Annotated in this window: 22 protein-coding genes, 1 tRNA gene and 13 pseudogenes; 32 read left to right on the top strand and 4 right to left on the bottom strand. The window is 30.5% G+C overall.

From position 1 onward, the window contains the following. Positions 1–5 precede the first annotated feature (5 nt). The 26 genes and pseudogenes from rpmC to ACZ1HD_RS11795 all read left to right on the top strand — a co-directional run bounded on the left by rpmC (position 6) and on the right by ACZ1HD_RS11795 (position 16,255). Positions 6–236, top strand: coding sequence for a 50S ribosomal protein L29 (gene rpmC, locus ACZ1HD_RS11920; RefSeq protein ID WP_472687535.1), 231 nt, complete (start codon positions 6–8; stop codon positions 234–236). Continuing rightward, positions 217–474 (top strand): 30S ribosomal protein S17, encoded by a 258-nt coding sequence (rpsQ, locus tag ACZ1HD_RS11915; RefSeq protein WP_018943599.1) that lies wholly within the window; start codon positions 217–219, stop codon positions 472–474. Before rpmC ends, rpsQ begins: the two co-directional genes overlap by 20 nt. A 1-nt stretch (position 475) precedes the next feature. Next, positions 476–844, top strand: coding sequence for a 50S ribosomal protein L14 (rplN, locus tag ACZ1HD_RS11910; RefSeq protein ID WP_015482230.1), 369 nt, complete (start codon positions 476–478; stop codon positions 842–844). Between the two features lie 12 nt (positions 845–856). Then, a complete protein-coding gene (gene rplX, locus ACZ1HD_RS11905; RefSeq protein WP_077809828.1) occupies positions 857–1,159 on the top strand; it encodes a 50S ribosomal protein L24 in 303 nt (100 codons plus the stop codon). 8 nt (positions 1,160–1,167) lie between these two features. Then, positions 1,168–1,740 carry a 50S ribosomal protein L5 gene (gene rplE, locus ACZ1HD_RS11900; RefSeq protein ID WP_472687534.1) on the top strand — a complete coding sequence of 191 codons (573 nt, stop codon included), beginning with the start codon at positions 1,168–1,170 and terminating at the stop codon, positions 1,738–1,740. After that, positions 1,722–1,991 carry a 30S ribosomal protein S14 gene (rpsN, locus tag ACZ1HD_RS11895; protein ID WP_068363324.1) on the top strand — a complete coding sequence of 90 codons (270 nt, stop codon included), beginning with the start codon at positions 1,722–1,724 and terminating at the stop codon, positions 1,989–1,991. The genes rplE and rpsN overlap by 19 nt, the downstream gene beginning before the upstream one ends. 162 nt (positions 1,992–2,153) lie before the next feature. Next, positions 2,154–2,552: a 30S ribosomal protein S8 gene (rpsH, locus tag ACZ1HD_RS11890; RefSeq protein WP_472687533.1), complete on the top strand. Its 399-nt coding sequence runs from the start codon at positions 2,154–2,156 to the stop codon at positions 2,550–2,552. A gap of 10 nt (positions 2,553–2,562) precedes the next feature. After that, positions 2,563–3,107, top strand: a pseudogene (gene rplF / locus ACZ1HD_RS11885) (50S ribosomal protein L6). 12 nt (positions 3,108–3,119) lie between these two features. Beyond that, positions 3,120–3,469 (top strand): annotated as a pseudogene (gene rplR, locus ACZ1HD_RS11880) (50S ribosomal protein L18). A gap of 6 nt (positions 3,470–3,475) precedes the next feature. Next, positions 3,476–3,997, top strand: coding sequence for a 30S ribosomal protein S5 (gene rpsE, locus ACZ1HD_RS11875; protein ID WP_077809823.1), 522 nt, complete (start codon positions 3,476–3,478; stop codon positions 3,995–3,997). 11 nt (positions 3,998–4,008) lie between these two features. Further along, the gene (rpmD, locus tag ACZ1HD_RS11870) at positions 4,009–4,191 is read left to right on the top strand and encodes a 50S ribosomal protein L30 (protein ID WP_077809822.1); all 183 of its coding nucleotides are present in this window, start codon (positions 4,009–4,011) and stop codon (positions 4,189–4,191) included. A 12-nt stretch (positions 4,192–4,203) separates the two neighbouring features. Then, positions 4,204–4,653, top strand: a complete 450-nt coding sequence (gene rplO, locus ACZ1HD_RS11865) for a 50S ribosomal protein L15 (protein ID WP_077809821.1) — start codon at positions 4,204–4,206, stop codon at positions 4,651–4,653. A gap of 10 nt (positions 4,654–4,663) precedes the next feature. Next, positions 4,664–5,986: pseudogene (gene secY / locus ACZ1HD_RS11860) on the top strand (preprotein translocase subunit SecY). A gap of 1 nt (position 5,987) precedes the next feature. Then, positions 5,988–6,202 (top strand): annotated as a pseudogene (gene infA / locus ACZ1HD_RS11855) (translation initiation factor IF-1). 13 nt (positions 6,203–6,215) lie between these two features. Next, positions 6,216–6,332, top strand: a complete 117-nt coding sequence (gene ykgO, locus ACZ1HD_RS11850) for a type B 50S ribosomal protein L36 (protein WP_004568720.1) — start codon at positions 6,216–6,218, stop codon at positions 6,330–6,332. Further along, positions 6,332–6,697, top strand: a complete 366-nt coding sequence (gene rpsM / locus ACZ1HD_RS11845) for a 30S ribosomal protein S13 (RefSeq protein WP_077809819.1) — start codon at positions 6,332–6,334, stop codon at positions 6,695–6,697. The genes ykgO and rpsM overlap by 1 nt, the downstream gene beginning before the upstream one ends. A 79-nt stretch (positions 6,698–6,776) precedes the next feature. Continuing rightward, complete coding sequence (gene rpsK, locus ACZ1HD_RS11840; RefSeq protein ID WP_077809818.1) at positions 6,777–7,160, top strand: 30S ribosomal protein S11; 384 nt, start codon at positions 6,777–6,779, stop codon at positions 7,158–7,160. A gap of 81 nt (positions 7,161–7,241) precedes the next feature. Then, positions 7,242–7,846, top strand: a pseudogene (gene rpsD, locus ACZ1HD_RS11835) (30S ribosomal protein S4). A 95-nt stretch (positions 7,847–7,941) separates the two neighbouring features. After that, a pseudogene (locus tag ACZ1HD_RS11830) lies at positions 7,942–8,935 on the top strand (DNA-directed RNA polymerase subunit alpha). A gap of 57 nt (positions 8,936–8,992) precedes the next feature. Then, positions 8,993–9,465, top strand: a pseudogene (gene rplQ, locus ACZ1HD_RS11825) (50S ribosomal protein L17). Positions 9,466–9,561: 96 nt separating this feature from the next. Further along, on the top strand, positions 9,562–10,668 hold the full coding sequence (carA, locus tag ACZ1HD_RS11820) for a glutamine-hydrolyzing carbamoyl-phosphate synthase small subunit (RefSeq protein WP_472687532.1): 1,107 nt from the start codon (positions 9,562–9,564) through the stop codon (positions 10,666–10,668). A gap of 125 nt (positions 10,669–10,793) precedes the next feature. Next, positions 10,794–12,079, top strand: a pseudogene (eno, locus tag ACZ1HD_RS11815) (phosphopyruvate hydratase). Between the two features lie 175 nt (positions 12,080–12,254). Beyond that, positions 12,255–13,540, top strand: a pseudogene (locus tag ACZ1HD_RS11810) (citrate synthase). 59 nt (positions 13,541–13,599) lie between these two features. Next, positions 13,600–14,513: pseudogene (locus ACZ1HD_RS11805) on the top strand (dimethylarginine dimethylaminohydrolase family protein). A gap of 110 nt (positions 14,514–14,623) precedes the next feature. Next, the gene (gene ctlX / locus ACZ1HD_RS11800; RefSeq protein ID WP_472687531.1) at positions 14,624–15,643 is read left to right on the top strand and encodes a citrulline utilization hydrolase CtlX; all 1,020 of its coding nucleotides are present in this window, start codon (positions 14,624–14,626) and stop codon (positions 15,641–15,643) included. Between the two features lie 42 nt (positions 15,644–15,685). After that, the gene (locus tag ACZ1HD_RS11795; protein ID WP_472689348.1) at positions 15,686–16,255 is read left to right on the top strand and encodes a PrsW family intramembrane metalloprotease; all 570 of its coding nucleotides are present in this window, start codon (positions 15,686–15,688) and stop codon (positions 16,253–16,255) included. A gap of 163 nt (positions 16,256–16,418) precedes the next feature. Here the strand turns inward: ACZ1HD_RS11795 and pafA are convergent, their stop codons facing one another. After that, positions 16,419–17,900: an alkaline phosphatase PafA gene (gene pafA, locus ACZ1HD_RS11790; protein WP_472687530.1), complete on the bottom strand. Its 1,482-nt coding sequence runs from the start codon at positions 17,898–17,900 to the stop codon at positions 16,419–16,421. A 111-nt stretch (positions 17,901–18,011) separates the two neighbouring features. Between pafA and ACZ1HD_RS11785 the strand changes: the two genes are divergently transcribed. From ACZ1HD_RS11785 to ACZ1HD_RS11765, 5 genes and pseudogenes are all read left to right on the top strand, one after another. Continuing rightward, positions 18,012–18,752, top strand: coding sequence for an MlaE family ABC transporter permease (locus tag ACZ1HD_RS11785; RefSeq protein WP_077809807.1), 741 nt, complete (start codon positions 18,012–18,014; stop codon positions 18,750–18,752). A gap of 3 nt (positions 18,753–18,755) precedes the next feature. Then, positions 18,756–19,522: pseudogene (locus ACZ1HD_RS11780) on the top strand (ABC transporter ATP-binding protein). A gap of 59 nt (positions 19,523–19,581) precedes the next feature. Next, positions 19,582–19,654 (top strand) — tRNA-Lys (locus ACZ1HD_RS11775). A 101-nt stretch (positions 19,655–19,755) separates the two neighbouring features. Continuing rightward, positions 19,756–20,292: a CIA30 family protein gene (locus ACZ1HD_RS11770; protein WP_472687529.1), complete on the top strand. Its 537-nt coding sequence runs from the start codon at positions 19,756–19,758 to the stop codon at positions 20,290–20,292. 61 nt (positions 20,293–20,353) lie between these two features. Further along, positions 20,354–21,819: pseudogene (locus ACZ1HD_RS11765) on the top strand (DUF389 domain-containing protein). A 39-nt stretch (positions 21,820–21,858) separates the two neighbouring features. Here the strand turns inward: ACZ1HD_RS11765 and ACZ1HD_RS11760 are convergent. From ACZ1HD_RS11760 to ACZ1HD_RS11750, 3 genes are read right to left on the bottom strand one after another with little or no spacing between them, the layout of a single operon-like run. Then, on the bottom strand, positions 21,859–22,191 hold the full coding sequence (locus tag ACZ1HD_RS11760; protein WP_472687528.1) for a hypothetical protein: 333 nt from the start codon (positions 22,189–22,191) through the stop codon (positions 21,859–21,861). Beyond that, complete coding sequence (locus tag ACZ1HD_RS11755; RefSeq protein WP_472687527.1) at positions 22,152–22,454, bottom strand: SprT-like domain-containing protein; 303 nt, start codon at positions 22,452–22,454, stop codon at positions 22,152–22,154. The genes ACZ1HD_RS11760 and ACZ1HD_RS11755 overlap by 40 nt, the downstream gene beginning before the upstream one ends. A gap of 13 nt (positions 22,455–22,467) precedes the next feature. Continuing rightward, a complete protein-coding gene (locus ACZ1HD_RS11750) occupies positions 22,468–23,148 on the bottom strand; it encodes an SDR family NAD(P)-dependent oxidoreductase (protein WP_472687526.1) in 681 nt (226 codons plus the stop codon). Between the two features lie 64 nt (positions 23,149–23,212). Between ACZ1HD_RS11750 and ACZ1HD_RS11745 the strand changes: the two are divergent. Then, a pseudogene (locus ACZ1HD_RS11745) lies at positions 23,213–24,494 on the top strand (metal-dependent hydrolase family protein). The last annotated feature ends 454 nt before the right edge of the window (positions 24,495–24,948 follow it).

Below are 24,948 nucleotides of genomic sequence, written 5' to 3'. Positions count from 1 at the left end.
ATACAATGAAACAATCAGAAATAAAAGAATTATCTATAGCAGATCTTAATGAAAAGCTTGGAGCGTTGCAAAAGAATTATACTGATCTTAAAATGGCTCACGCAATAACTCCTTTGGAGAACCCATTGCAGTTGAGAAGTTTAAGAAGAACTGTAGCAAGAATTGCAACAGAATTAACAAAAGAGAATTACAATAATTCTATAGTCAGTTTTAAAGATGGAAAAAAGAAATCTTAGAAAAGAGAGAATTGGTGTTGTTTCTAGTAACAAAATGGAAAAATCTATTGTTGTTGCTGAAACTAAAAGAGTTAAGCACCCAATGTACGGAAAGTTCGTATTAAAGACTAAGAAGTACGTTGCACACGACGAAAAGAATGATTGCAACGAAGGAGATACAGTTAGGATCATGGAAACAAGACCTATGAGTAAATCTAAACGTTGGAGATTAGTAGAAATCCTAGAAAGAGCTAAATAATATGTTACAGACAGAATCAAGATTAAAAGTAGCAGATAATACTGGAGCTAAAGAAGTTTTAGTAATTAGAGTTTTAGGAGGTACAAAAAAGCGTTACGCAAGTATTGGAGACAAGATTGTTGTATCGGTTAAATCTGCAACTCCTAACGGAACTGTAAAAAAAGGTCAAGTATCTAGAGCAGTTGTTGTAAGAACAAAGAAAGAAGTTAGACGTAAAGACGGATCTTATATTAGATTTGATGATAATGCTTGTGTACTTTTAAATCCTACAGAGGAAATGAGAGGAACTCGTGTTTTCGGACCAGTTGCACGTGAACTTCGTGAGAAACAATTCATGAAAATAGTATCATTAGCACCTGAAGTGCTTTAACATTATAATAAAATGAAGAAGTTTAAATTAAAATCAGGAGATACTGTAAAAGTAATTGCAGGAGATCATAAAGGATCTGAAGGTAAGGTTTTACAAATTATCAAAGATAAGGATAGAGTTTTAGTAGAAGGTGTAAATTTAGTTTCTAAACACACTAAACCTAATGCTCAAAATCCTCAAGGTGGTATTGTAAAGAAAGAAGCTTCTCTTCATATATCTAACGTAATGTTAGTAGAAGAAGGTGTAGCTGTAAGAGTAGGTTATCAGGTTGATGGAGATACTAAAACTAGAATCTCTAAAAAAACTAAAAAATAAGAGTAATCATGAGTTACGTACCAAGATTAAAATCAGAATACAAAGAAAGAGTTGTTAAAGCTCTTACTGAAGAATTCAGTTATAAGAATGTAATGCAAGTACCAAAATTAGAAAAGATTGTTGTTTCTAAAGGTGTTGGTGCTGCAATTGCAGATAAGAAATTAATAGATTATGCTTTAGAAGAGTTGACTAAAATTACAGGTCAAAAAGCGATATCTACAATGTCTAAAAAAGATGTTGCATCATTTAAATTACGTAAAGGAATGCCAATTGGAGCAAAAGTTACGTTAAGAGGTGATAAAATGTATGAATTTTTAGACAGACTAGTTACAGCTTCTTTGCCACGTGTAAGAGACTTTAACGGTATTAAAGCTAATGGATTTGATGGTAGAGGTAATTACAATTTAGGTATTACTGAACAAATCATTTACCCAGAGATAAATATTGACCAAGTTAAGAAGATTAACGGTATGGATATTACTTTTGTAACATCTGCAAATACTGATAAGGAAGCAAAGTCATTATTAGGAGAATTAGGTTTACCATTCAAAAAAATTAAGAAATGGCTAAAGAATCAATGAAAGCTCGCGAACGTAAAAGAGCAAAAACAGTTGCAAAATATGCAGAAAAGAGAAAAGCTTTAAAAGAAGCTGGAGACTATGAAGCATTGCAAAAATTACCAAAAAATGCATCACCAGTAAGAATGCACAACAGATGTAAATTAACTGGACGTCCAAAAGGATATATGAGACAATTTGGTATCTCTCGTGTAACGTTTCGTGAAATGGCAAATCAAGGATTAATACCAGGTGTTAAAAAGGCAAGTTGGTAGAAAATTTAAATAAAGCTTAAAAATAAAAATAGAATGTGTATCTTTGCACGCTCTATTTTTTTTGAGTATAAGAATTTTAACTGATTATAGGTTCATTTATCACAGAGAAATCTGTAGCATAAATAGAGGTATTTGAAAACCGTAATCGCAATATAAATAAGTATGTATACAGATCCAATTGCGGATTTTCTAACAAGAGTTAGAAATGCAATCGTTGCAGGACACAGAGTAGTAGAAATTCCGGCTTCAAATTTGAAGAAGGAAATGACTAAAATTTTGTTTGACCAAGGGTTTATTTTAAGTTATCAGTTTAATGATGATAAAGTTCAAGGAACTATCAAGATAGCTTTAAAGTATGACAAGGAAACAAAAGATTCAGTAATTAGAAAAATCCAACGTATCAGTACGCCAGGTTTAAGAAAATATGTTGGTTCTTCAGAGATGCCAAGAGTATTAAACGGGCTAGGTATTGCTATTGTTTCAACATCTAAAGGTGTTATGACAAACAAAAAAGCACGTCAAGAAAATGTTGGAGGAGAAGTTTTATGTTACGTTTATTAATTTTTAAGAAATGAGTAGAATAGGAAAAAATCCCGTTAGCATTTCACAAGGTGTAGATGTAAACATAAAAGACAACGTAATTACTGTAAAAGGGAAGTTAGGAGAGTTAACTCAAACTATTTCTGAAGGAATTACAGTAAGTATTGAAGATGGAGTTATCACATTAGATAGAGCATCGGAAAGCAAAGACCATAAAGCACAACATGGTTTAATGAGAGCTTTAATCAATAACATGGTTGAAGGCGTAAGTAAAGGTTGGACTAAAGAATTAGAACTTGTAGGAGTAGGTTATAGAGCTTCAAATCAAGGTCAGAAATTAGACTTAGCTTTAGGTTTCTCTCATAATATTGTTTTAGAATTAGCTCCGAAGTGAAAGTAGAAACAGTATCAGAGAAAGGGAAAAACCCAATCATTAAATTAACTTCTTTTGACAAACAGTTAGTTGGTCAAATAGCTGCAAAGATTCGTTCTTTTAGAGCTCCGGAGCCATATAAAGGTAAAGGTGTTAAGTTTGTTGGTGAATTATTAAGAAGAAAAGCAGGTAAATCTGCATAATAATATAGCAATATGGCATTATCAAAGCTAGAAAGAAGAGCTAGAATAAAGCGTAGAATTAGAAAAATTATTTCGGTACTGCTACAAAACCAAGATTATCGGTTTATAGAAGTAACAAAGAAATTTACGCTCAAATAGTAGACGATGTAAACGGAGTGACTTTAGCTGCTGTTTCATCTAGAGATAAAGATATTAAAGCAAGTTCTAAAATTGAAGCAGCTACTGCGGTAGGTAAAGCAATTGCAGAAAAAGCTACTAAAGCAGGATTAGAAAATGTTGCTTTTGATAGAAATGGTTATTTATACCATGGTAGAGTTAAAGTATTAGCAGAAGCTGCAAGAGAAGCTGGTTTAAAATTTTAAGAAAATATGCAAGGTTATAAAAACGTAGAAAGAGTTAAACCTAGTGGGTTAGAACTTGTAGATAAATTAGTAGGTGTACAACGTGTTACCAAAGTTACAAAAGGTGGTAGAGCATTTGGTTTCTCTGCAATTGTTGTTGTAGGTGATGGTAATGGTGTTGTAGGACATGGTTTAGGTAAATCTAAAGATGTTTCTTCTGCAATTGCAAAAGCAGTTGAAGATGCAAAGAAAAACTTAGTTAGAATTCCTATTTTAGATGGTACTTTACCTCATGAACAAAAAGGTAAATTTGGTGGAGCAAAGATTTTTATCAAGCCTGCATCTCCTGGTACAGGGGTTATTGCTGGTGGTGCTGTACGTATCGTATTAGAATCTGTTGGTGTACATGATGTATTATCAAAGTCTCAAGGATCATCTAATCCTCACAATGCTGTAAAAGCTACTTTTGATGCATTATTACAATTAAGAAGTGCATCTTCTATTGCTAAGCAAAGAGGTATATCTATAGAAAAAGTATTTAACGGATAAATCTAAGAACGATGGCAAGAATTAAAGTTACACAAGTAAAAAGTCAAATCGGACGTCTTCAAAGTCAAAAAAGAACTTTAGAGGCTTTAGGTTTACGTAAAATGAACCAAACTGTAGAACATGAGGCAACTCCTACAATTATTGGTATGGTAAATACAGTTAAACACTTAGTTTCTTTTGAAGAAATTAAATAAGATTTATAAAAAATGAGTTTACATAATTTAACACCTGCAGAGGGTTCCATTAAAAAAGGAAAAAGAATTGCAAGAGGTGAAGGTTCTGGAAAAGGTGGTACTGCTACAAGAGGTCACAACGGACAGAAATCTCGTTCTGGTTATTCTAAAAAGATAGGTTTTGAAGGTGGTCAAATGCCTCTTCAAAGACGTGTACCTAAATTTGGTTTCACAAATATAAACCGTAAGGAGTATCAAGGAATCAATTTAGATAAATTACAATCTTTAGTTGATAGTGGAAAAATAACAGATACAGTAAATTTAGATATTCTAATTGCTAATAGATTGGCTGGTAAAAACGACCTAGTTAAAATTTTAGGAAACGGAGAGTTAAAAGCTAAATTAAATATAACTGTACATAAATTTACAGCATCAGCAAAAGCAGCTATTGAAGCAGCTGGAGGAGAAGCTGTTGCTTTATAAGAACACGTAAATGATGAATTTTATTAATACGCTAAAGGATATTTTCAAAATTGAAGAATTAAAAAACAAAATTCTTCTTACTATCGGTTTAATTGCTGTGTATCGTTTTATGGCTGCTGTACCATTACCTGGTATAGATCCATTACAGTTATCAGCTTTAAAAGAAAGTACTTCGGAGGTCTTTTAGGATTATTGAATGCATTTACAGGTGGGGCATTTGCTAGGGCGTCAGTAATGGCTCTTGGTATAATGCCATACATTTCTGCTTCTATTGTAGTTCAGTTAATGGGAATTGCTGTTCCTTATTTACAAAAATTACAAAAAGATGGAGAAAGTGGTAGAAAAAAATTACACAAATTACAAGATGGTTAACAATAGTTATTACGTTAGTGCAAGCACCAACGTATATTACTGCTATTAAGACTCAATTTAACTTACCACCGAAGCTTTTTTAGTTAGTGGTTTAACTTTTTGGGTATCGTCAATCATAATCTTAACTGCAGGTACAATTTTTGCTATGTGGTTAGGTGAGCGTATTACTGATAAAGGTATAGGTAATGGTATTTCATTATTAATTACTGTTGGTATTATTGCTAATTTCCCAGCTGCTTTTTTACAAGAATTCGTTTCTAAAACAGAAAATGCAGGTGCAGGTGGTTTAATGATGATTTTAATTGAAATTATCGTTTGGTTTGTAGTGATTTTATTAACTGTTTTATTAGTTACAGCTGTTAGAAAAATTGCTGTACAATATGCAAGAAGAACAGTTGCAGGTAATGTACAAAATGTTGCAGGTTCAAGAGATTACATTCCTTTGAAATTAAATGCAGCAGGTGTAATGCCAATTATTTTTGCTCAAGCAATTATGTTTTTGCCTTTAGCTTTAGGTCAAAGATTTCCAGCTTTAGTTGGTTTAACAGATCCTAATGGTTGGCAGTACAATGTTATATTTGCTTTACTAATTATAATTTTTAGTTATTTTTATACTGCAATTACAATTCCTACCAATAAAATGGCTGAGGATTTGAAGAGAAGTGGTGGTTTTATTCCTGGTATTAGACCTGGAAAAGATACTGCGGATAGATTAGATAGTGTATTATCTAGAATAACTTTCCCTGGATCGTTATTTTTAGCTGCATTGTCTATATTACCTGCAATTGTAGTTCAGTTTGGAGTACAACAGGGATGGGCAATGTTTTACGGTGGTACATCATTAATCATTATGGTAGGTGTAGCAATTGATACAATGCAACAAATTAACTCGTATTTATTAAATAATCATTATGATGGTTTAATGAAAACAGGAAACAGCAATAGAAAATCAAATAAATAGTATGGCTAAACAATCAGCAATTCAACAAGACGGAACAATCACAGAAGCATTATCAAATGCTATGTTTCGTGTAGAATTAGAAAACGGACATATTGTAACGGCTCACATTTCGGAAAAATGCGTATGCATTATATCAAACTTTTACCTGGAGACAAGGTAAAGTTAGAGATGAGTCCGTATGATTTATCAAAAGCAAGAATTACTTACAGATACTAAAAAAACTAAACAGATGAAAGTTAGAGCATCAGTTAAAAAAAGAAGTGCCGACTGCAAAATAGTGCGCAGAAAAGGTAGATTATACGTAATTAATAAACAAAATCCTAGATTTAAACAAAGACAAGGGTAATGGCAAGAATAGCAGGTATTGATATTCCAAAGAATAAAAGAGGGGTTATTGCTTTAACTTACATCTTTGGTATTGGAAGCAGCAGAGCTAAAAAAGTTTTAGCAGAAGCTAAGGTAGACGAGAGTATTAAAGTTCAAGATTGGACTGATGATCAAATCGCTGCAATTAGAGAGCAAGTTGGATCTTTCACAATTGAAGGAGAATTAAGATCTGAAGTTCAGATAAACATCAAACGTTTGATGGATATTGGATGTCAGAGAGGAATTCGTCATAGACTTGGTCTTCCTTTAAGAGGACAAAGAACTAAAAACAATTCTCGTACAAGAAAAGGTAAGAGAAAAACTGTAGCTAACAAGAAAAAGTAAGTTAGACAAGTAACATAAGATCTATCAATTGGTTTTACCAATTATTAATAGAAAACTAAGTTACTAAAACTAAATAATTATGGCAAAAGCAAGTTCAAAAAAACGTAAAGTAATAATTGAAGCAATAGGAGAAGCTCATGTAACAGCATCTTTTAATAACATCATTATTTCTTTAACTAATAAAAAAGGAGATGTAATTTCATGGTCATCTGCAGGTAAAATGGGTTTTAGAGGTTCTAAAAAGAATACTCCTTACGCAGCTCAATTAGCAGCAGAAGATTGTGCAAACGTTGCAAAAGAAGCAGGTTTACGTAAAGTAAAAGTTTATGTAAAAGGACCAGGAAATGGTAGAGAATCTGCAATTAGATCTATTCATAATGCAGGTATCGAAGTAACAGAAATTATCGATGTTACTCCAATTCCTCATAATGGTTGTCGTCCTCCTAAGAGAAGAAGAGTATAATTAAATATTTTAACTTGATAGGAACAAGATTATCGAAGGAGTAAGCCTTAATTCATAATCCCTATCTATAACACAAACGAAATGGCAAGATATACAGGACCAAAAACAAAAATAGCCCGTAAATTCGGTGAAGCTATTTTTGGAGAAGATAAAAACTTCGAAAAAGAAATTACCCTCCAGGACAGCATGGTAATGCAAGAAGAAGAGGAAAAAATCTGAATATGCTACTCAATTAATGGAGAAGCAAAAAGCTAAATATACTTACGGTATTTTAGAACGTCAATTCAGAAACTTATTTAAAGATGCTTCTGCTTCACAAGGTATTACAGGTGAGATTTTATTACAATTATGTGAGTCTCGATTAGATAATGTTGTTTACAGAATGGGTGTTTCTAAATCAAGAAGTGGTGCACGTCAATTAGTTTCTCACAGACATATTACTGTTAATGGAGAATTAGTAAACGTACCATCTTACAGATTAAAAGAAGGAGATGTAGTTGCTGTTAGAGAAAAGTCTAAATCTTTACAAGCTATTGATGATGCTTTAGCATCTAACAATAATGTTTATGAATGGTTAACTTGGAATTCTGATAAAAAAGAAGGAACTTTTGTTAAAGTACCAGCAAGATTACAAATTCCGAGAAAACATTAAAGAGCAGTTAATCGTAGAATTATATTCTAAGTAATAAATTAATCATATTGGTATTTAGCCAAAGGATTTATAAGTATTTCTTCACACTCATATTTCGCGCAACTAAATAACAATTAAAACGAAGAAAAAATGGCAATTTTAAATTTTCAAAAACCGAGATAAGGTTATAATGATAGAATCTACAGATTTCTCCGGAAGATTCGAATTTAGACCTTTAGAACCAGGTTTTGGTTTAACAATAGGAAACGCTTTAAGAAGAGTACTTTTATCTTCTTTAGAAGGTTTTGCAATCACATCTTTAAGAGTTGATGGTGTAGAACATGAATTTTCTACTGTATCTGGTGTTGTAGAAGATGTAACTGAAATTATCTTAAACTTAAAGCAAGTTCGTTTTAAGAAACAAATAGACGAAACAGATAGAGAAACTGTATCTGTTTCTATTTCAGGTCAAGAGCAGTTTACTGCTGGAGATTTACAGAAATTTATATCGGGATTCCAAGTATTGAATCCAGATTTAGTTATTTGTAACATGGATAAATCTGTTAAATTAAATGCAGAAATTACAATAGAAAAAGGTAGAGGGTTTGTACCTGCAGAAGAAAATAAAAAAGCTTCAGCACCAATAGGTACAATCTTTACAGATTCTATTTACACACCAATTAAGAATGTAAAGTACGCAATCGAAAATTACCGTGTAGAACAAAAAACGGATTACGAGAAATTAGTTTTCGATATTGATACTGATGGATCTATAAATCCTAAAGACGCTTTAACAGAAGCTGCTAAGATTTTAATTCACCACTTTATGTTATTCTCTGATGAGCGTATCACTTTAGAGGCAGATGAAATTGCACAGACAGAAACATATGATGAAGAATCATTACATATGCGTCAGTTATTAAAAACTAGATTAATTGATATGGACTTATCAGTAAGAGCATTAAATTGTTTAAAAGCTGCAGAAGTTGATACATTAGGCGATTTAGTTTCCTTTAACAAAAGTGATTTAATGAAGTTTAGAAACTTTGGTAAAAAGTCTTTAACAGAACTAGAAGAATTAGTTATTGTTAAAGGTTTAAGTTTCGGAATGGATTTAAGCAAATACAAATTAGATAGAGATTAATTTTCATATTTTGCTCCTCAAAGAGAGTTGATGCAAGATGAATAATAAAACAAGGTCATGAGACACGGAAAAAAACACAATCATTTAGGAAGAACAACTTCGCATAGAAAAGCGATGTTAGCTAATATGACTTGTTCTTTAATAGAACATAAGCGTATTAACACAACAGTGGCTAAAGCAAAAGCATTAAGAGTTTTTGTTGAACCATTAGTAACAAAGTCTAAAACTGATACTACTCACAATAGACGTATTGTTTTTTCTTACTTACGTGATAAATTTGCTGTTACAGAATTATTTAAAGAAATTTCTGTAAAAGTAGGAGATAGACCAGGTGGTTACCTTCGTATTATCAAATTAGGAAATCGTCAAGGAGATAACGCTCCTATGGCAATGGTAGAGTTTGTTGATTACAACGAAATCTATAACCCTAATGGTAAAAAAGCGAAAAAATCTACAAGAAGAGGAAGAGGAAAAAATCTGAATCTGCTCAAGTAGAAGGTACTGCAACAGAAGCAAAATCTGAAGAATAAAAAATGAAAATTTTTTAATTTATATAAAAGGGATAAACGTTTACGTTTATCCCTTTTTTATATTTTTACAACAACAACAAACACAATTATATATTAATGAAATATCAAACAAGAAAAAAAGCACTAGTTTTATTAGCTGATGGAACTATCTTTTATGGAAAATCTGTAGGTATAGAAGGAACTTCAACAGGAGAAATTTGTTTTAATACAGGTATGACAGGTTATCAAGAAATTTTTACAGATCCATCTTATTTTGGTCAAATAATGGTTACTGCAAATGCTCATATCGGTAATTATGGAGTAAATGATGATGAAGTAGAATCTGATGGAATTAAAATATCTGGTTTAATATGTAGAAACTTTAGTTTTACTCACTCTAGAGTAGATTCTAACGGTAATTTAAAAGATTGGTTCGAAAAGCATAATATTGTTGCAATTTCTGATGTTGATACTAGAGCTTTAGTAGCTTATATTAGAGACAATGGTGCTATGAACGCAATCATATCTACAGAAACAGATAACATCGAAGAACTAAAAAAACAACTTGCATCTGTACCAAGTATGGAAGGATTAGAGTTAGCTTCTAAAGTTTCTACAAAAGAACCATATTTTGTAGGTGATGAAAATGCTTCAATTAAAATATCGGCATTAGATATTGGTATTAAGAAAAATATTTTAAGAAATTTAGCTAAAAGAGGTGCTTATATTAAAGTATTTCCTTACGATTCTAAGTTCTCAGAATTAGAATCATTTAATCCTAATGGGTATTTCATTTCTAACGGACCAGGAGATCCAGAGCCTTTAATAGATGCCCAAGAAGTTGCTAAAGAAATTATAAAACGAGATTTACCTTTATTCGGTATTTGTTTAGGTCATCAAGTTATTGCATTGGCAAATGGTATTTCTACATATAAAATGCATAATGGTCATAGAGGTATTAACCATCCTGTTAAAAATATTGCAACTGGTAAAGGTGAAATTACTTCTCAAAACCATGGTTTTGCAATCAATAAAGAAGAAACTGAAAGTAATAAAGATATTGAAATAACACATGTTCATTTAAATGATCATACGGTTGCTGGTATCAAAATGAAAAATAAACCTGTCTTTTCTGTACAATATCATCCAGAGGCTAGTCCAGGACCTAATGATTCAGAATATTTATTCGACCAGTTTATAGAAACTATAAAAAGCAATTCATAAACTTAATTGTTAATCTATAAATATTGAAATCGTTTTCGTAAGAATCCGTTTAAACTCAAATAAATGAGTATCATATTTTGTAAATTAGCAATATAGAATAGTAAATTAATTAAATAAAATATACAATGAGTATTATTATTAGCGTTCACGCACGTCAGATTTTTGATTCAAGAGGAAATCCAACAGTTGAAGTAGATGTAACTACTGAAAATGGAATTTTAGGTAGAGCAGCAGTTCCTTCGGAGCATCTACAGGAGAACATGAAGCAGTAGAGTTACGAGATGGAGGAGATGCTTATATGGGGAAAGGTGTTTTAAAAGCTGTTGATAATGTAAATAATATTATAGCTGCAGAACTTTTAGGAGTTTCTGTATTTGAACAAAATAGTATTGATAAATTAATGATTGATTTAGATGGTACTCCAAATAAATCTAAATTAGGTGCTAACGCAATTTTAGGAGTTTCTTTAGCTGCTGCTAAAGCTGCTGCAAATGAGTTAGGAATGCCTTTATATAGATATGTTGGTGGTGTTTCTGCAAACACATTACCAGTTCCTATGATGAATATAATTAATGGTGGTTCTCATTCTGATGCACCTATTGCTTTTCAAGAATTTATGGTGATGCCAGTTAAGGCAGAAACTTTTTCTCAGGCTATGCAAATGGGATCAGAGATTTTTCATAATTTAAAGAAAGTATTACATGACAGAAATTTATCTACTGCTGTAGGTGATGAAGGAGGTTTTGCACCAACTTTAGATGGTACAGAAGATGCTTTAGATACTATTGCATTAGCAGTTAAAAATGCAGGTTATTCTTTCGGAGACGAAATTATGGTTGCATTGGATTGTGCTGCGGCAGAATTTTATGTTGATGGAAAATACGATTATTCTAAATTTGAAGGTGAAACTGGTAAAATTAGAACTAGCCAAGAACAAGCAGATTACTTAGCAGAATTAGCCGCTAAATATCCTATTATTTCTATTGAAGATGGTATGGATGAAAACGATTGGGAAGGTTGGAAATATTTAACTGAAAAGATTGGTGATAAAGTACAATTAGTTGGAGATGATTTGTTTGTAACAAATGTAGAACGTTTATCTAGAGGAATTGAAAACAACATTGCAAATTCTATCTTAATTAAAGTAAACCAAATTGGTACTTTAACAGAAACAATTGCAGCAGTATATATGGCTAAAAATGCAGGTTTTACATCTGTAATGTCTCATAGATCTGGTGAAACAGAAGATAATACAATTGCAGATTTAGCAGTTGCATTAAACTGTGGACAAATAAAAACAGGTTCTGCTTCTCGTTCTGATAGAATGGCTAAGTATAATCAATTATTAAGAATAGAAGAAGAATTAGGTGAAGTTGCATATTTCCCTAAAGAAAAAGCTTTTAAAATATAATTTTTTAAGTTTTATAAACATTACAAGCCTCGCATTTTATGCGGGGTTTTTTCGTTTTTAAACTATAAGTTAATATTATTTTAAAATATTGAAAAACTATAAAAAAGTAATATAAATTATCTATAAAATATGGTATCTTCGTGGAATTGAGAAAAACACAATAAAATCATTATAAATGTCAGATATAGCTAAATTACAAATCGGAGAAGATTCATATGAATTTCCTCTTGTAAAAGGAACAGAAAATGAAGTAGCAATAGATATTAAATCGTTGCGTGGAGCTACCAATGGGGTTATTACAATAGATCCTGGATACAAGAATACAGGTTCTTGTGAAAGTGCTATTACTTTTTTAGATGGTGAAAAAGGAATCTTAAGATATAGAGGGTATTCTATTGAAGATTTAGCAGAAAAAGCAGACTTTTTAGAAGTTGCATATGCTTTAATTTTTGGTGAGTTACCAACAAAAGAACAATTAGAAAAATTTCATTCTGATATTAAATCTAAGTCTGTTGTAGATGATGATGTTAAAAAAATATTAGATGCTTTTCCTAAGACAGCTCACCCAATGGGTATTTTGTCTTCTTTAACAAGTGCTTTAACAGCTTTTAATCCTTCTTCAGTAAATGTAAATTCAGAAGAAGAAATGTACAATGCAATTGTAAAAATACTAGGTAAATTTCCTGTGTTAGTTGCTTGGACAATGCGTAAGAAAACAGGTTTACCTTTAAACTACGGATCTAAATCTTTAGGTTATGTTGAAAATATCATGAAAATGATGTTCGAAGAGCCAAATGAAGAATACGTAATCAATCCAATAATTAAAGACGCAATAGATAAATTATTAATCTTACATGCCGATCATGAGCAAAACTGTTCTACTTCTACAGTAAGAATAGTAGGTTCTTCTCATGCAGGGTTATTTGCTTCTTTATCTGCAGGAATTTCTGCACTTTGGGGACCATTACACGGTGGTGCTAATCAGGCTGTTTTAGAAATGTTAGAAGCTATTAAAGAAGATGGTGGAGATACAAAAAAATACATGGCTAAAGCAAAGGATAAAAACGATCCTTTCCGTTTAATGGGATTTGGTCATAGAGTTTATAAAAACTTTGATCCTAGAGCTACAATTATTAAAAAAGCAGCCGATGAAGTTTTAAAAGATTTAGGTATCGAAGATCCTATTTTAGATATTGCAAGAGGATTAGAGCAAGAAGCACTTAACGATCCTTATTTTGTAGATAGAAAATTATACCCTAATGTAGATTTCTACTCGGTATTATTTATAGAGCAATGGGTATTCCTGTAGAGATGTTTACAGTAATGTTTGCTTTAGGTAGATTACCAGGTTGGATTGCACAATGGAAAGAAATGCGTTTAAACAAAGAGCCAATAGGTAGACCTCGTCAAATTTATACTGGCGAAAACTTAAGAGCTTTTACATCTATAGAAAATAGATAATAAAAACACTAACAATAAAAAGCTTCATAATTATATGAAGCTTTTTTTACATTTTTTATATGTTAAAACTAAATATCAAAAATGAAACAGCTAAACTTAAAGCTGTAGTATTAGGAATTGCAAATAGTGTGGGTCCTACGCCCAAAGTAGAAGATTGTTACGACCCTAAAAGTAAGCAGCATGTTCTTGGGGTACTTACCCAAAAGAAGCAGATATGATTGCTGAAATAGATGCGGTTGCAACTGTTTTAGAAAAATATAATGTAGAAGTTTTTAGACCAAAAGTTATAGAAGATTATAATCAAATATTTTCTAGAGATATAGCATTTGTAATAGAAGACAAATTGGTAAAAGCAAATATTTTGCCAGATAGAGATCAAGAAATTGATGCGATAAATCATGTGCTATCTCAAATTGATGCTAAAAATATTATCAAGCTACCCGAAGAATGTCATGTAGAAGGTGGTGATGTAATGCCCTGGAATGATTATATTTTTGTGGGTACTTACTCAGGAGAAGATTATCCAGATTTTATTACAGCAAGAACGAATACAGATGCTGTAATTGCGTTGCAAGAATTGTTTCGAGAAAAAACTGTAAAATCTTTTGAATTAAGAAAAGATAATGTGAACCCTAAAGAGAATGCTTTACATTTAGATTGTTGCTTTCAACCAATAGGAAAAAATAAAGCTATACTTCATAAAAACGGATTTTTAGTTGAAAAAGAATATCAATGGTTAGTAGATTTCTTTGGAAAAGAAAATATTTTTGAAATTGATAAGGAAGAAATGTATAACATGAATAGTAATATTTTTTCGATTTCAGAAGATGTAATCATTTCAGAAAAAAACTTTACTCGCTTAAATACATGGCTTAGAAGTAAAGGATTTATAGTTGAAGAAGTTGCTTATTCAGAAATAGCCAAACAAGAAGGCTTGCTAAGGTGTTCTACAATGCCGTTAATAAGAGAATAAAGCTTGTAATAAATTTAGTAAAAACCGTTTTCAAAAAAAGAAAACGGTTTTTAATTTTAATACGTATTCTATAATAATATGTGTTTATATTTGTACTTTATTTAAAATTTATGCAACAAACTACAAATACCATATTAATGATTCGTCCTATCAACTTTAGGATGAATGAACAAACTGCAGTAAACAACTATTTTCAGGAAGATATTGATTTAAAAAATGCTGAAATTAATAACAAAGCTCAACAAGAATTTGATGCTTATGTTTTTAAATTGAAAAGTTTTGGTGTTAATGTTGTAGTAGTTTCTGATACTGATAAATTTGACACACCAGATTCAATTTTTCCCAATAATTGGATTTCTTTTCATTCTGATGGAACTGTTGGATTGTATCCAATGTTTGCAGAAAATAGACGTTTAGAAAGAAGAGATGATATTTTAAATGAGTTAGAAAAAAATGATTTTTTAATCGAAAATATTGTTGATTATACTTCTGCTGAAGAAGAAGATTTATTTTTAGAAGGTACAGGAAGTATTATTTTAGATAGAGTAAATAGAAAAGCATACTGCGCTTTATCTGCTAGAGCAGATGAAGATTTATTTATAGAGTTTTGTGAAGATTTTGAGTATACACCTGTAGTTTTTGTTGCTAATCAAACTGTAGAAGGAGAGAGAGCAGCAATTTATCATACAAATGTGATGATGTGCGTTGCAGAAACTTTTGCAGTAATCTGTCTTGATACCATAGATAATAAAGCCGAAAAGAAAAATGTCTTAAAGCATTTAAAAGAAGATGGTAAACAGGTCATTGAAATTACTGAAGCTCAAATGCATAATTTTGCGGGTAACATGTTACAAGTTAGAGGAGCTAATGATGAGTTATTTCTTGTGATGAGTAAAACTGCACACGATTCGTTAACACAAAGTCAGGTAGCTAAAATAAATAATCATTGTAAAATTATTTCTAGTTCTTTAGAAACAATAGAAACTTGCGGTGGTGGTAGTGCACGATGTATGATGGCAGAAGTATTTTTACCAAAAATTAAGATCAAGTTTAAATTGCTGCGGATAAATGAATTTACTACTCTTGGCTATTGCGCCAGTAACTATTATAATTTTATATATTTACTTTAAAGATAAATATGAAAAAGAGCCTGTAGCAATTTTAGTAAAAACATTTCTATTAGGTGCAACTGTAAGTGTGACTCTAACATTTGCTATTGGCTATGCTGCTGCCTTATTATTTCCGAATTAAATTCTAAAGATATATTTCATCAGTTTTTAAAAGCTTTTGTAGTAGTTGCTTTAGTTGAAGAATTCTCTAAATATTTAATAGTAAGGTTTTATTCGCAAAAAAATAAAGAATTTAACGAACCCTTCGATGGAATCGTCTATGCAGTAATGGTTTCTATGGGGTTTGCAGCTTTAGAAAATGTAATATATACTTTTCAATATGGTGCTGGGACAGGTTTAATTAGAGCTTTTACGGCTGTTCCTGCACATGCAACTTTCGGAATTTTGATGGGATATTTTATGGGAAAAGCTAAGTTTTCTAAGAATAGAGTTCAATTGAATTTAATTGGTTTGTTATTAGCTACAATATTTCATGGAGCTTATGATTTTTTTCTATTCATAAATTTTATTCCGGGAATTTCAATTGGTGCTTTTATATCGCTTATAATAGGAATTGTTCTTTCTAGAAAAGCTATTAAAAAGCACCAAGATAATTCTGTTTTTAAATTGTAATTATTTCTCTAAAACTTCATCTATAATTTTTCCTGATGTTCCGTTTGGCGCTTCAATTTTAAGTAAATTAGAAATTGTAGGTGCAATATCTATAATATCATATTTCTTAGTAGATCTTCCTTTTTTAATTCCGTTACCATAAAATATAATTGGTACGTGTGTATCATAAGAGTAACTGAGAACCGTGACTGGTACCTTTTCTACTACTAATTAATGTTGCAGGATAAGGAATCATTAAAACGTCTCCGGAAAATTTCTGATTGTAACCATTTTGCAAAGAGCTTAAAATACCGCTAGTAAAATTAGTTGTTTGTAATGTTCTAGCAGTTACAGCTTTGTATATTTTATCAAAATTTACAACTTCATCAGCAATTCTTTGTGCAACATCATTTTTATCTAAACCTAAAGATTCAATTTTATTTTTATCTAAAAAGATTTGATAATTAGAAACATTTTCTATCAATTCTTTAGAATTAAAATACTTTTGGGTAACACCTAATAAGAAATCGCTAAAATCTTTAGTGCTCATATAATGTGCAGGTATTTTTAGTGATTGAAGGTAAGATGGTACATGAACCGCTGCATGATCTGCAGTTAAAAATAAAGTGTAATTTCCTTTACCAACTTCAGTATCTAAAAAATTAAAAAAATCTTCTAAATCTTTATCAAGTCTTAAATATGTGTCTTCAGTTTCTACAGCAGCAACACCGTATCTATGACCAACATAATCTGTAGATGAAAAACTAACACTCAAAAAATCTGTAAATTCAGTAGTACCTAATTGTTCTCCTTTAATCACTGCTTTTGCAAAATCTACAGTATAAGTATTACCAGCAGGAATAGTTTTGATCAAGCTAAAATTACCATTTTTTTCTCTTAATTCTTTTAAGTCTTTAGGAAAGTCTGGTTTTTCTTTTCCGTTTAAATTGTTTTCGTAAATATTATTATCGGCTCTACTTTGTGTATATGTTTCGATATCATATAAAGTTTCCCAAGTAGTATTTAAATAAGAATCTGCTTTGTTATTTTTATTAAAATTTTTTACCCAATTTGGTAATTCATCCATATAAAAAGAACTTGTTATCCATTGATTTTTATCGCCTCCATCGTACCAATATGCAGCATTAGCTGTATGCCCAACTGGTAAAATTGCAGATCTATCTTTAATAGAAATACCAATTGTTTTTCCTTGCATATTTTGTGCTAATTGTAACTGATCGGTTATTGTTGTAGTGTATAATCTATGTGGAGATTTTTTTCCTACATAACCATCATTTCCTACCGTTTTGTAGTTATCATCATCTACACAGTAGATCGTTTCTTTTAATTTTTTATCGTACCAATTGTTAGAAATTATACCGTGATTATCTGGTGTTGTACCTGTATATATAGATGTGTGTCCGACAGCAGTATATGTTGGTATATAATTAAAATGGGCATTTTCAAGAGAGAATCCGTTTTTTAAAATTCTATTAAACCCGCCTTCAGAATACCTGTCTGCATATCTTGTTAAATAATCATATCTCATTTGATCTATTACAATACCAATTACCAACTTTGGTTTTTTTGAGGTTTTTGTACTACTTCTAGTACAACTAGAGATTAAAATAATTGATGTTAATAGGTAGAAAATAGCTTTCTTCATTAGTTGAAAAATATTATAAATTTCATCAAAAGTAATTATTTTTTATTTTGAAGTTGTATAATTAACATTCAATTAATCATATTTTAATACTTTAGCCTAAAATTAGTTTAAATGACGTATTTAGAACATGTGGGTAAGTATTTTATGATGTTAAAGCGTGTTTTTAGAAAACCGCAGAAACGTCGTGTTTTTTACCAAGCATTAATGAAAGAAGTTGAAGATTTAGGTATTAAATCTTTAGGTATTATTATGTTTATCTCATTTTTTATTGGAGGAGTGATTGCATTACAAACTGCCTTAAATTTAGATAGCCCATTTATACCAGATTCTTTAATTGGTTTTGCCGCAAAAAGATCTATAATTTTAGAATTTGCACCTACATTTTGTTGTATTATTTTGGCAGGTAAAGTGGGTTCTTATATAACATCAAGTATTGGTACAATGCGAGTTACAGAGCAAATTGATGCTTTAGAAGTTATGGGAATTAATTCACTTAATTTTTTAGTATTACCAAAAATTATAGCGGCTCTTTTTTTCTATCCTTTTTTAATAACGTTAGCAATGGCTCTTGGTATTTTTGGAGGTTGGATTGCAGGTGTGCTTTCTGGTTTGTTTGCAGGTACAGATTACATAACAGGTATTCAAACAGATTTTAAACCATTTTTAATAGTTTATGCATTAATAAAAACGATAATCTTTTCTTTTTTAATAGCTACTGTGCCTTCATATCATGGTTATTATGTAAAAGGAGGATCGATTGCTGTAGGAAGAGCAAGTACACAAGCTGTAGTTTGGACAACCATTTTAATAGTTATTGCAAATTATTTTTTAACTCAAATGCTATTAACATAAAATATGATAGAAGTAAAAAATTTACATAAAGGATTTAATGGTACAGAAGTTTTAAAAGGGATTACAACAACTTTTTTACCTGGTAAAACAAATTTAATTATTGGACAAAGTGGTTACGGTAAAACAGTATTTTTAAAATCTTTAATTGGATTGCATGTTCCAGAGAAAGGAACAGTTGCTTTTGACGGAAGATTAAACACAGAATTTACTCAAGAACAAAAAATGCAGTGGAGACAAGAAATAGGCATGGTTTTTCAGGGAAGTGCTTTGTTTGATTCTCAAACGGTAGAAGAAAACGTAATGTTTCCTTTAAAGATGTTTACTAAGAAATCTCAATCGGAAATGTTAGATCGTGTAAACACAGTTCTTAAAAGGGTAAATTTAGAAAATTCCAACAAAAAATTACCTGCAGAACTATCCGGAGGAATGCAAAAGAGAGTTGCAATTGCTAGAGCAATTGTTATGAACCCTAAATATTTGTTTTGTGATGAACCAAATTCGGTTTAGATCCTCAAACTGCAATTGTAATTGATAATTTAATTCAAGAAATTACAGATGAATATAAAATTACGACAGTAATAAATACACATGATATGAATTCTGTAATAGAAATTGGAGAAAAAATTGTTTTTTTAAATAAAGGAGTAAAAGCTTGGGAAGGTTCTAGTGAAGATATATTTTCTACTGAAAATGAGTCGGTTGTAAGTTTTGTTTATTCTTCTAATTTATTAAAGAAAGTTAGGCAAGTTTATTTAGATGAAATAAAATAAAAAAAAACTTGTTTTATTTAAATTAAGGTGTATATTTGCACCCGCTAAGCGAAAAGAATGACCTGGTAGCTCAGTTGGTAGAGCATCTCCCTTTTAAGGAGAGGGTCCTGGGTTCGAGCCCCAGCCCGGTCACTTGATTATAAAACTCCACACTTTGTGTGGAGTTTTTTTTAACACTACTTCAACATAGTTTTGCTTTTAAACTAGTATTTTTGTTTAAATAATTATAAGAAATGATAAACAAAATAATTTTAATCATTTATTTTAGCACTATGAATTTATCAAGCCAAATACTTTTCGACTTTAAAAAATCTGTAAACATTGAAGATTGGAAAATAGTAGATGATGTTGTAATGGGAGGAAAGTCTTATGGCAGTTTTATCTTAAATAATTCAGGTTATGGAGAATTTTATGGAAAAATCTCTTTAGAAAATAATGGCGGATTTTCATCATTAAGAAATAAAAATATAAACTTAAAAACTATTGGCTATACAGAGGTAGTTATAAAGGTAAAAGGAGATGGTAAAAAATATCAATTTAGATTAAAAGATAATTTAGATAATGCTCATTCCTACATATCGCCTTTTACAACCTCCGGAGAGTGGCAAACTATTAGAATAAAGCTTTCAGAAATGTATCCTGCCTTTAGAGGAAGAAAATTATCAATCGGAAATTTTTCTGCTAACAGTATTGCTGAAATTGCATTTCTAATAGGTAATAAAAAACAAGAAACTTTTAAATTAGAGATAGATAAAATTTATCTACAATAGTATATATTTTAAGAATCAAATCACTTTTTTTGTATCTTTCCAAAGTTATAAATTAATATAAATGGAAGAAGATCTTAAAAACCCTACACCTAATGCTGCAGAAAATTCTAAACAAAATGTTCAGAAAGATGCAAAAGGTTTGCTAGAAAGTGTAAAAAAGTTTTTAATAGAACTTTTCGACTTTAGAGATGATACAGATCATGAAGCAACTATAGAAGCTATAAAAGCAGATATACCATTTAAAGGTGCTACAGCTTGGATTCTACTTTTTGCCGTTTTTGTGGCCTCTATCGGTTTAAATGCAAACTCTACAGCAGTGGTAATTGGTGCCATGTTAATATCGCCATTAATGGGGCCAATATTAGGTTTAGGTATGTCTTTTGCATTAAATGACATCAATACTTTTAAAAAGTCTTTGATGAACTTAGGAACCATGATTGGTTTAAGTTTATTTGCTTCGTTCTTGTTCTTTTACTTTTTTCCTTTAAGTGAAGATAATTCAGAATTATTAGGAAGAGTTAGTCCAGATATTCGAGATGTTTTAATTGCCTTTTTTGGTGGATTAGCCTTAATGGTTGCAAGAACAAAAAAAGGTACTATAGCTTCTGTTATTTTTGGTGTTGCAATTGCAACAGCATTAATGCCGCCTTTATGTACAGCTGGTTATGGTTTAGCTAAAGGTAAGTTTTCTTACTTTTTGGTGCTATGTATTTATTTACTATAAATACTATTTTTATTGCATTGGCAACATTTTTGGTATTAAAGTTATTACGTTTTCCTATGCATAAATATGCAAATGCTGCTAAACGTAAAAGATACTCTACCATTGCAACGGTAGTTGGTATTGCTGTAATGATACCGGCCATATTTACTTTTATAACTGTTTTTAAAGAAAACCAAGTAAAAACACAGGTTAATAATTTTATCAAAAACGAAGTTAAAACTGTAAAGTCTTTTCAATTAATTGATGATTCTTATAGTTATGAAAATAAAATTATTAATCTTAATTTCTTTAATGAAGTAAGTGATGGCGAAGAAAATATTTTAAATAATCAATTAGCAAATAACGTTAGCTACGATAAAATAAAGGATTTTAAAATAATTATTAAGGGTAGCGATACCAAAAGTTTTGAGTTGATTACAACAGCTTATAAAGAGAAAAGAGAAGAGCTTAAGGAAAGTAAAAATATTATTGCAGGTTTACAAAAGCAAATAGCAGATTTAGAGGAAACTATATCTAGTTTAAATAACAGAATAGAACAAGATGCTTTAAATAAAAATCAAAAAGTAGTAGCTTTTAGTAGAATAGCAAAAGATGCTAAAATAAGATATGTAGATATCGAAGAAATTGGTTTTGCAAGTGTTTTGTCTTCTAAAGATTTTATTAAGATTGATACAATTCCGGTTGCAACAATTAAATGGAATCTAAAGATACCAGATAGTATTATAACACCTAAAGAAAGGGAATTAAGAAATTGGTTGCAAAAAGAAATGAATTTAGATACTTTATTTATCAAAAGAGATTAACTAAAAAAGCTCCTTAAAAAAGGAGCTTTTTTTATATCATTATAAATCTTTGTAAAGTTTTACTTCTACATTTTGATTAAATAAATAGACTTTTTTATTAGACATATTTAAGCATTCGTAACGAGTTCTTCTTTTATTACCGCGTTTGTAAATAGTATTTTTAAAAATAAAGAGTTCGTTTAAGGGAATGTCAAAAATAAAATGTTTGCCATTTTCTGCAACATTTCCTCTTAAAGCTAGAGATAAATTTACATCAGAATCTGTGCTTGCTTTCGGGTTTTTTAAATAATTGGCTAAATGAGGTAAAATTTCATTCGGATAAATATTTGGATTTAAAAAGGCAACATCAAATGCTGAAAAATAGCTTTCCATTCTTTTCCATGTGCTTGAACTACTCCAAATTTTTGATGCGTAACATGATGTGCTATTTCATGCACCAAAGTCAATAGAAATTGATATTTATTTAAATTATTATTTACGGTTATTTGAAATTTACCATTTGGTAAACTTCTAAAATCGCCATGTTTTGTGGCTCTTTGGTTTACAATTTTTAATGTGAAATTATGTTCATTAATTAAAAATTCTAAAAAAGGAATTGCTTTTTGGGGTATGTAATTTTTATAATCTGTATCCAAAATTGAAATGAAATTACGGAGTTGTAGAAGATACTTGTAAAACTTTACCGTTATAAAATTTATTACCTGTTAAAGCAAAGTTGTACATATAATCTGCCATTTCTGTTGCTGTTAAAGGTGCTTGATAATCAGGAAAAGCTTCTGCTAACATTTCTGTTTGAACGGCTCCTAAAGCCAAAACATTAAAAGCTATTTGTTGTTCTTTATATTCTTCTGCTAACAATTCTGATAAGGTAATAACAGCTCCTTTGGCAGATGAATATGCAGCCAATCCTGCAAACTTCATGCTTCCTTGAATTCCGCCCATAGAACTAACAGTAACTACATGACTTCCTTTCCTCAAATAAGGAATCATAATTTTTGTGATTTCTGCAACTGCAAATACATTTACTTTATAAACATCTAGAAAGTCGTTAGAAGAAAGCTCTGTAAAAGGTTTATTTATAAGTTTACCAGCATTGTTTATTAAAATATCTACACTTTGCCAATTGTTCTCTACAAATTCAGAAACTTTTTTTAAATCATTAGAGTTCGATAAGTCAACAGAAATTACTGTAATATTTTTATGGTTATAGTTTAACAAAGGTTTTGTATTTCTAGACAAAGCCAAAACATTATGACCATTTTCTGCAAATTGTTTGGCAAGTTCAAAACCAATTCCTCTACTTGTACCTGTAATAACTACGTTTTTCATTATTTAAGTTTAAAGCAAGCAAATTAGGTATTTTTTCATACATTTAAAGATAAAATTTATACAAATGAAGAAATTACTTTTACTTTTTACAACACTTTTTATGTTACAAAACGTTAATGCACAAACAACATATATTTTATGCGGAAAATTATTAGATACAAAATCCGGTGTAATTTCTTCTAAAAAAACAATTGTTGTAAAAGGAGATAAAGTTTCTAAAATTTTAGATGGTTATGTTGCTCCTAAAAGTTCTACTGCAAATGTTATAGATTTAAAAGATAAAGTGGTTTTACCTGGTTTAATTGATTTTCATGTTCATATAGAGCAAGAATTTAATAGAAATACAAGGCTGAATAATTATATTTTAAACGAGGCAGATGTTGCATTTAATTCTGTAGGTTTTGCAAAAACAACCTTATTAAATGGCTTTACATCTGTAAGAGATTTAGGCGGGACAGGTGTAAATATTTCTATAAAAAATGCTATAAATTCGGTAAAATTATGGGGCCAAGAGTTTTTACAGCGGGTAAATCTTTGGCAACTACTGGTGGTCATGCAGATCCTACAAACGGTAGTAGAAGAAAACTAATTGGAAATCCTGGACCAAAAGAAGGTGTTGTAAATTCTGTAGATGATGCAAAAAAAGCTGTAAGACAGCGTTATAAAAACGGAGCAGATTGTATAAAAATAACAGCAACAGGTGGTGTTTTAAGTGTGGCAAAATCAGGCGATAATCCGCAGTTTACAATAGAAGAGATTAAAGCTATTTGTGAAACGGCTAAAGATTATGGAATGCATGTTGCTGCGCACGCGCACGGAGATGAAGGTATGAAAAGAGCAATAATAGGAGGTGTTAAAACCATAGAACATGGAACTTATATGAGTGAAGGGACAATGGATTTAATGAAAAAACACGATGCATATTTAGTGCCAACAATTACTGCAGGTAAAGAAGTAGAAGAGAAAGCTAAAATTGAAGGTTTTACTCAGAAATAGTTGTTCCTAAAGCTTTAGCAGTTGGTCCACAGATTCAAGGAACTTTTGCAAAAGCGTATAAAAAAGGTGTTGGAATTGCTTTTGGTACAGATGCGGGTGTTTTTAAGCATGGTAATAATGGTAAAGAATTTGGTTTTATGGTAGAAGCCGGTATGCCAGCTATAGAAGCAATACAATCTGCAACAATTACAAATGCGATGTTATTAAAGATGTCAGATGAAATTGGACAAATTAAAAAAGGATTTTATGCAGATATTATAGCTGTAGATGAAGATCCAACAAAAAACATTAACACAATGGAAAATGTAGTTTTTGTGATGAAAAACGGTGTTGTTTACAAGGAAAAATAGCTCTTGAAAAGCGTAACAAAAAAATGGGAAAGCCAAGTGCTATAGAATGAATAATAGTTTTTTTATGATTGGTAAAATTAATTTTCGAAGTAATCTATTTGTTTTCGGTATTCCGTTATTAATGTTTCTATTATTGGTGACAATTACAAAAAGATCTAATCTTGTTTCAGAAATTTCAGTATTTGTACTTATAGATTTGCTAATAACAGTTCCTTTTGTCTATTATTTATTAATTAGGAGTAAAGACATTTCTAATAAAACAATAATTATTGTTGCTTTGCTAGGTTTTTTATTGCGTGCTCTATTCTTCCAAAAGAAAATCTAAAAATTTATACATTGCCCTTTGTTGAGGTTTTAGTTGTTTTTTTTGTGATAATAAAAAGTAGTAGTGAACTAAAAAAAGTAAAAGAAAACAAAAATAATTCTTTAGATTTTTATGAGATAGTTCAAAGAA

It is taken from the genome of Polaribacter sp. HA6-7 (genome assembly GCF_055693625.1).
The sequence above is the reverse complement of the archived record's forward strand: the minus strand, read 5'-3'. Positions and strand labels throughout refer to the sequence as shown.

Bases quoted from the DNA above. Each gene is read 5' to 3' on its own strand.
- rpsN (WP_068363324.1), top strand. From the start codon at position 1,722: ATGGCTAAAGAATCAATGAAAGCTCGCGAACGTAAAAGAGCAAAAACA.
- rplX (WP_077809828.1), top strand. From the start codon at position 857: ATGAAGAAGTTTAAATTAAAATCAGGAGATACTGTAAAAGTAATTGCA.
- pafA (WP_472687530.1), bottom strand. From the start codon at position 17,900: ATGAAGAAAGCTATTTTCTACCTATTAACATCAATTATTTTAATCTCT.
- rpmD (WP_077809822.1), top strand. From the start codon at position 4,009: ATGGCAAGAATTAAAGTTACACAAGTAAAAAGTCAAATCGGACGTCTT.
- rplN (WP_015482230.1), top strand. From the start codon at position 476: ATGTTACAGACAGAATCAAGATTAAAAGTAGCAGATAATACTGGAGCT.
- ykgO (WP_004568720.1), top strand. From the start codon at position 6,216: ATGAAAGTTAGAGCATCAGTTAAAAAAAGAAGTGCCGACTGCAAAATA.
- rpsH (WP_472687533.1), top strand. From the start codon at position 2,154: ATGTATACAGATCCAATTGCGGATTTTCTAACAAGAGTTAGAAATGCA.
- ACZ1HD_RS11760 (WP_472687528.1), bottom strand. From the start codon at position 22,191: ATGGAAAGCTATTTTTCAGCATTTGATGTTGCCTTTTTAAATCCAAAT.
- rpsE (WP_077809823.1), top strand. From the start codon at position 3,476: ATGCAAGGTTATAAAAACGTAGAAAGAGTTAAACCTAGTGGGTTAGAA.
- rpsM (WP_077809819.1), top strand. From the start codon at position 6,332: ATGGCAAGAATAGCAGGTATTGATATTCCAAAGAATAAAAGAGGGGTT.
- ACZ1HD_RS11750 (WP_472687526.1), bottom strand. From the start codon at position 23,148: ATGAAAAACGTAGTTATTACAGGTACAAGTAGAGGAATTGGTTTTGAA.
- rpsK (WP_077809818.1), top strand. From the start codon at position 6,777: ATGGCAAAAGCAAGTTCAAAAAAACGTAAAGTAATAATTGAAGCAATA.
- ACZ1HD_RS11785 (WP_077809807.1), top strand. From the start codon at position 18,012: ATGACGTATTTAGAACATGTGGGTAAGTATTTTATGATGTTAAAGCGT.
- rplO (WP_077809821.1), top strand. From the start codon at position 4,204: ATGAGTTTACATAATTTAACACCTGCAGAGGGTTCCATTAAAAAAGGA.
- rpsQ (WP_018943599.1), top strand. From the start codon at position 217: ATGGAAAAAAGAAATCTTAGAAAAGAGAGAATTGGTGTTGTTTCTAGT.
- ctlX (WP_472687531.1), top strand. From the start codon at position 14,624: ATGCAACAAACTACAAATACCATATTAATGATTCGTCCTATCAACTTT.
- carA (WP_472687532.1), top strand. From the start codon at position 9,562: ATGAAATATCAAACAAGAAAAAAAGCACTAGTTTTATTAGCTGATGGA.
- rplE (WP_472687534.1), top strand. From the start codon at position 1,168: ATGAGTTACGTACCAAGATTAAAATCAGAATACAAAGAAAGAGTTGTT.
- ACZ1HD_RS11770 (WP_472687529.1), top strand. From the start codon at position 19,756: ATGATAAACAAAATAATTTTAATCATTTATTTTAGCACTATGAATTTA.
- rpmC (WP_472687535.1), top strand. From the start codon at position 6: ATGAAACAATCAGAAATAAAAGAATTATCTATAGCAGATCTTAATGAA.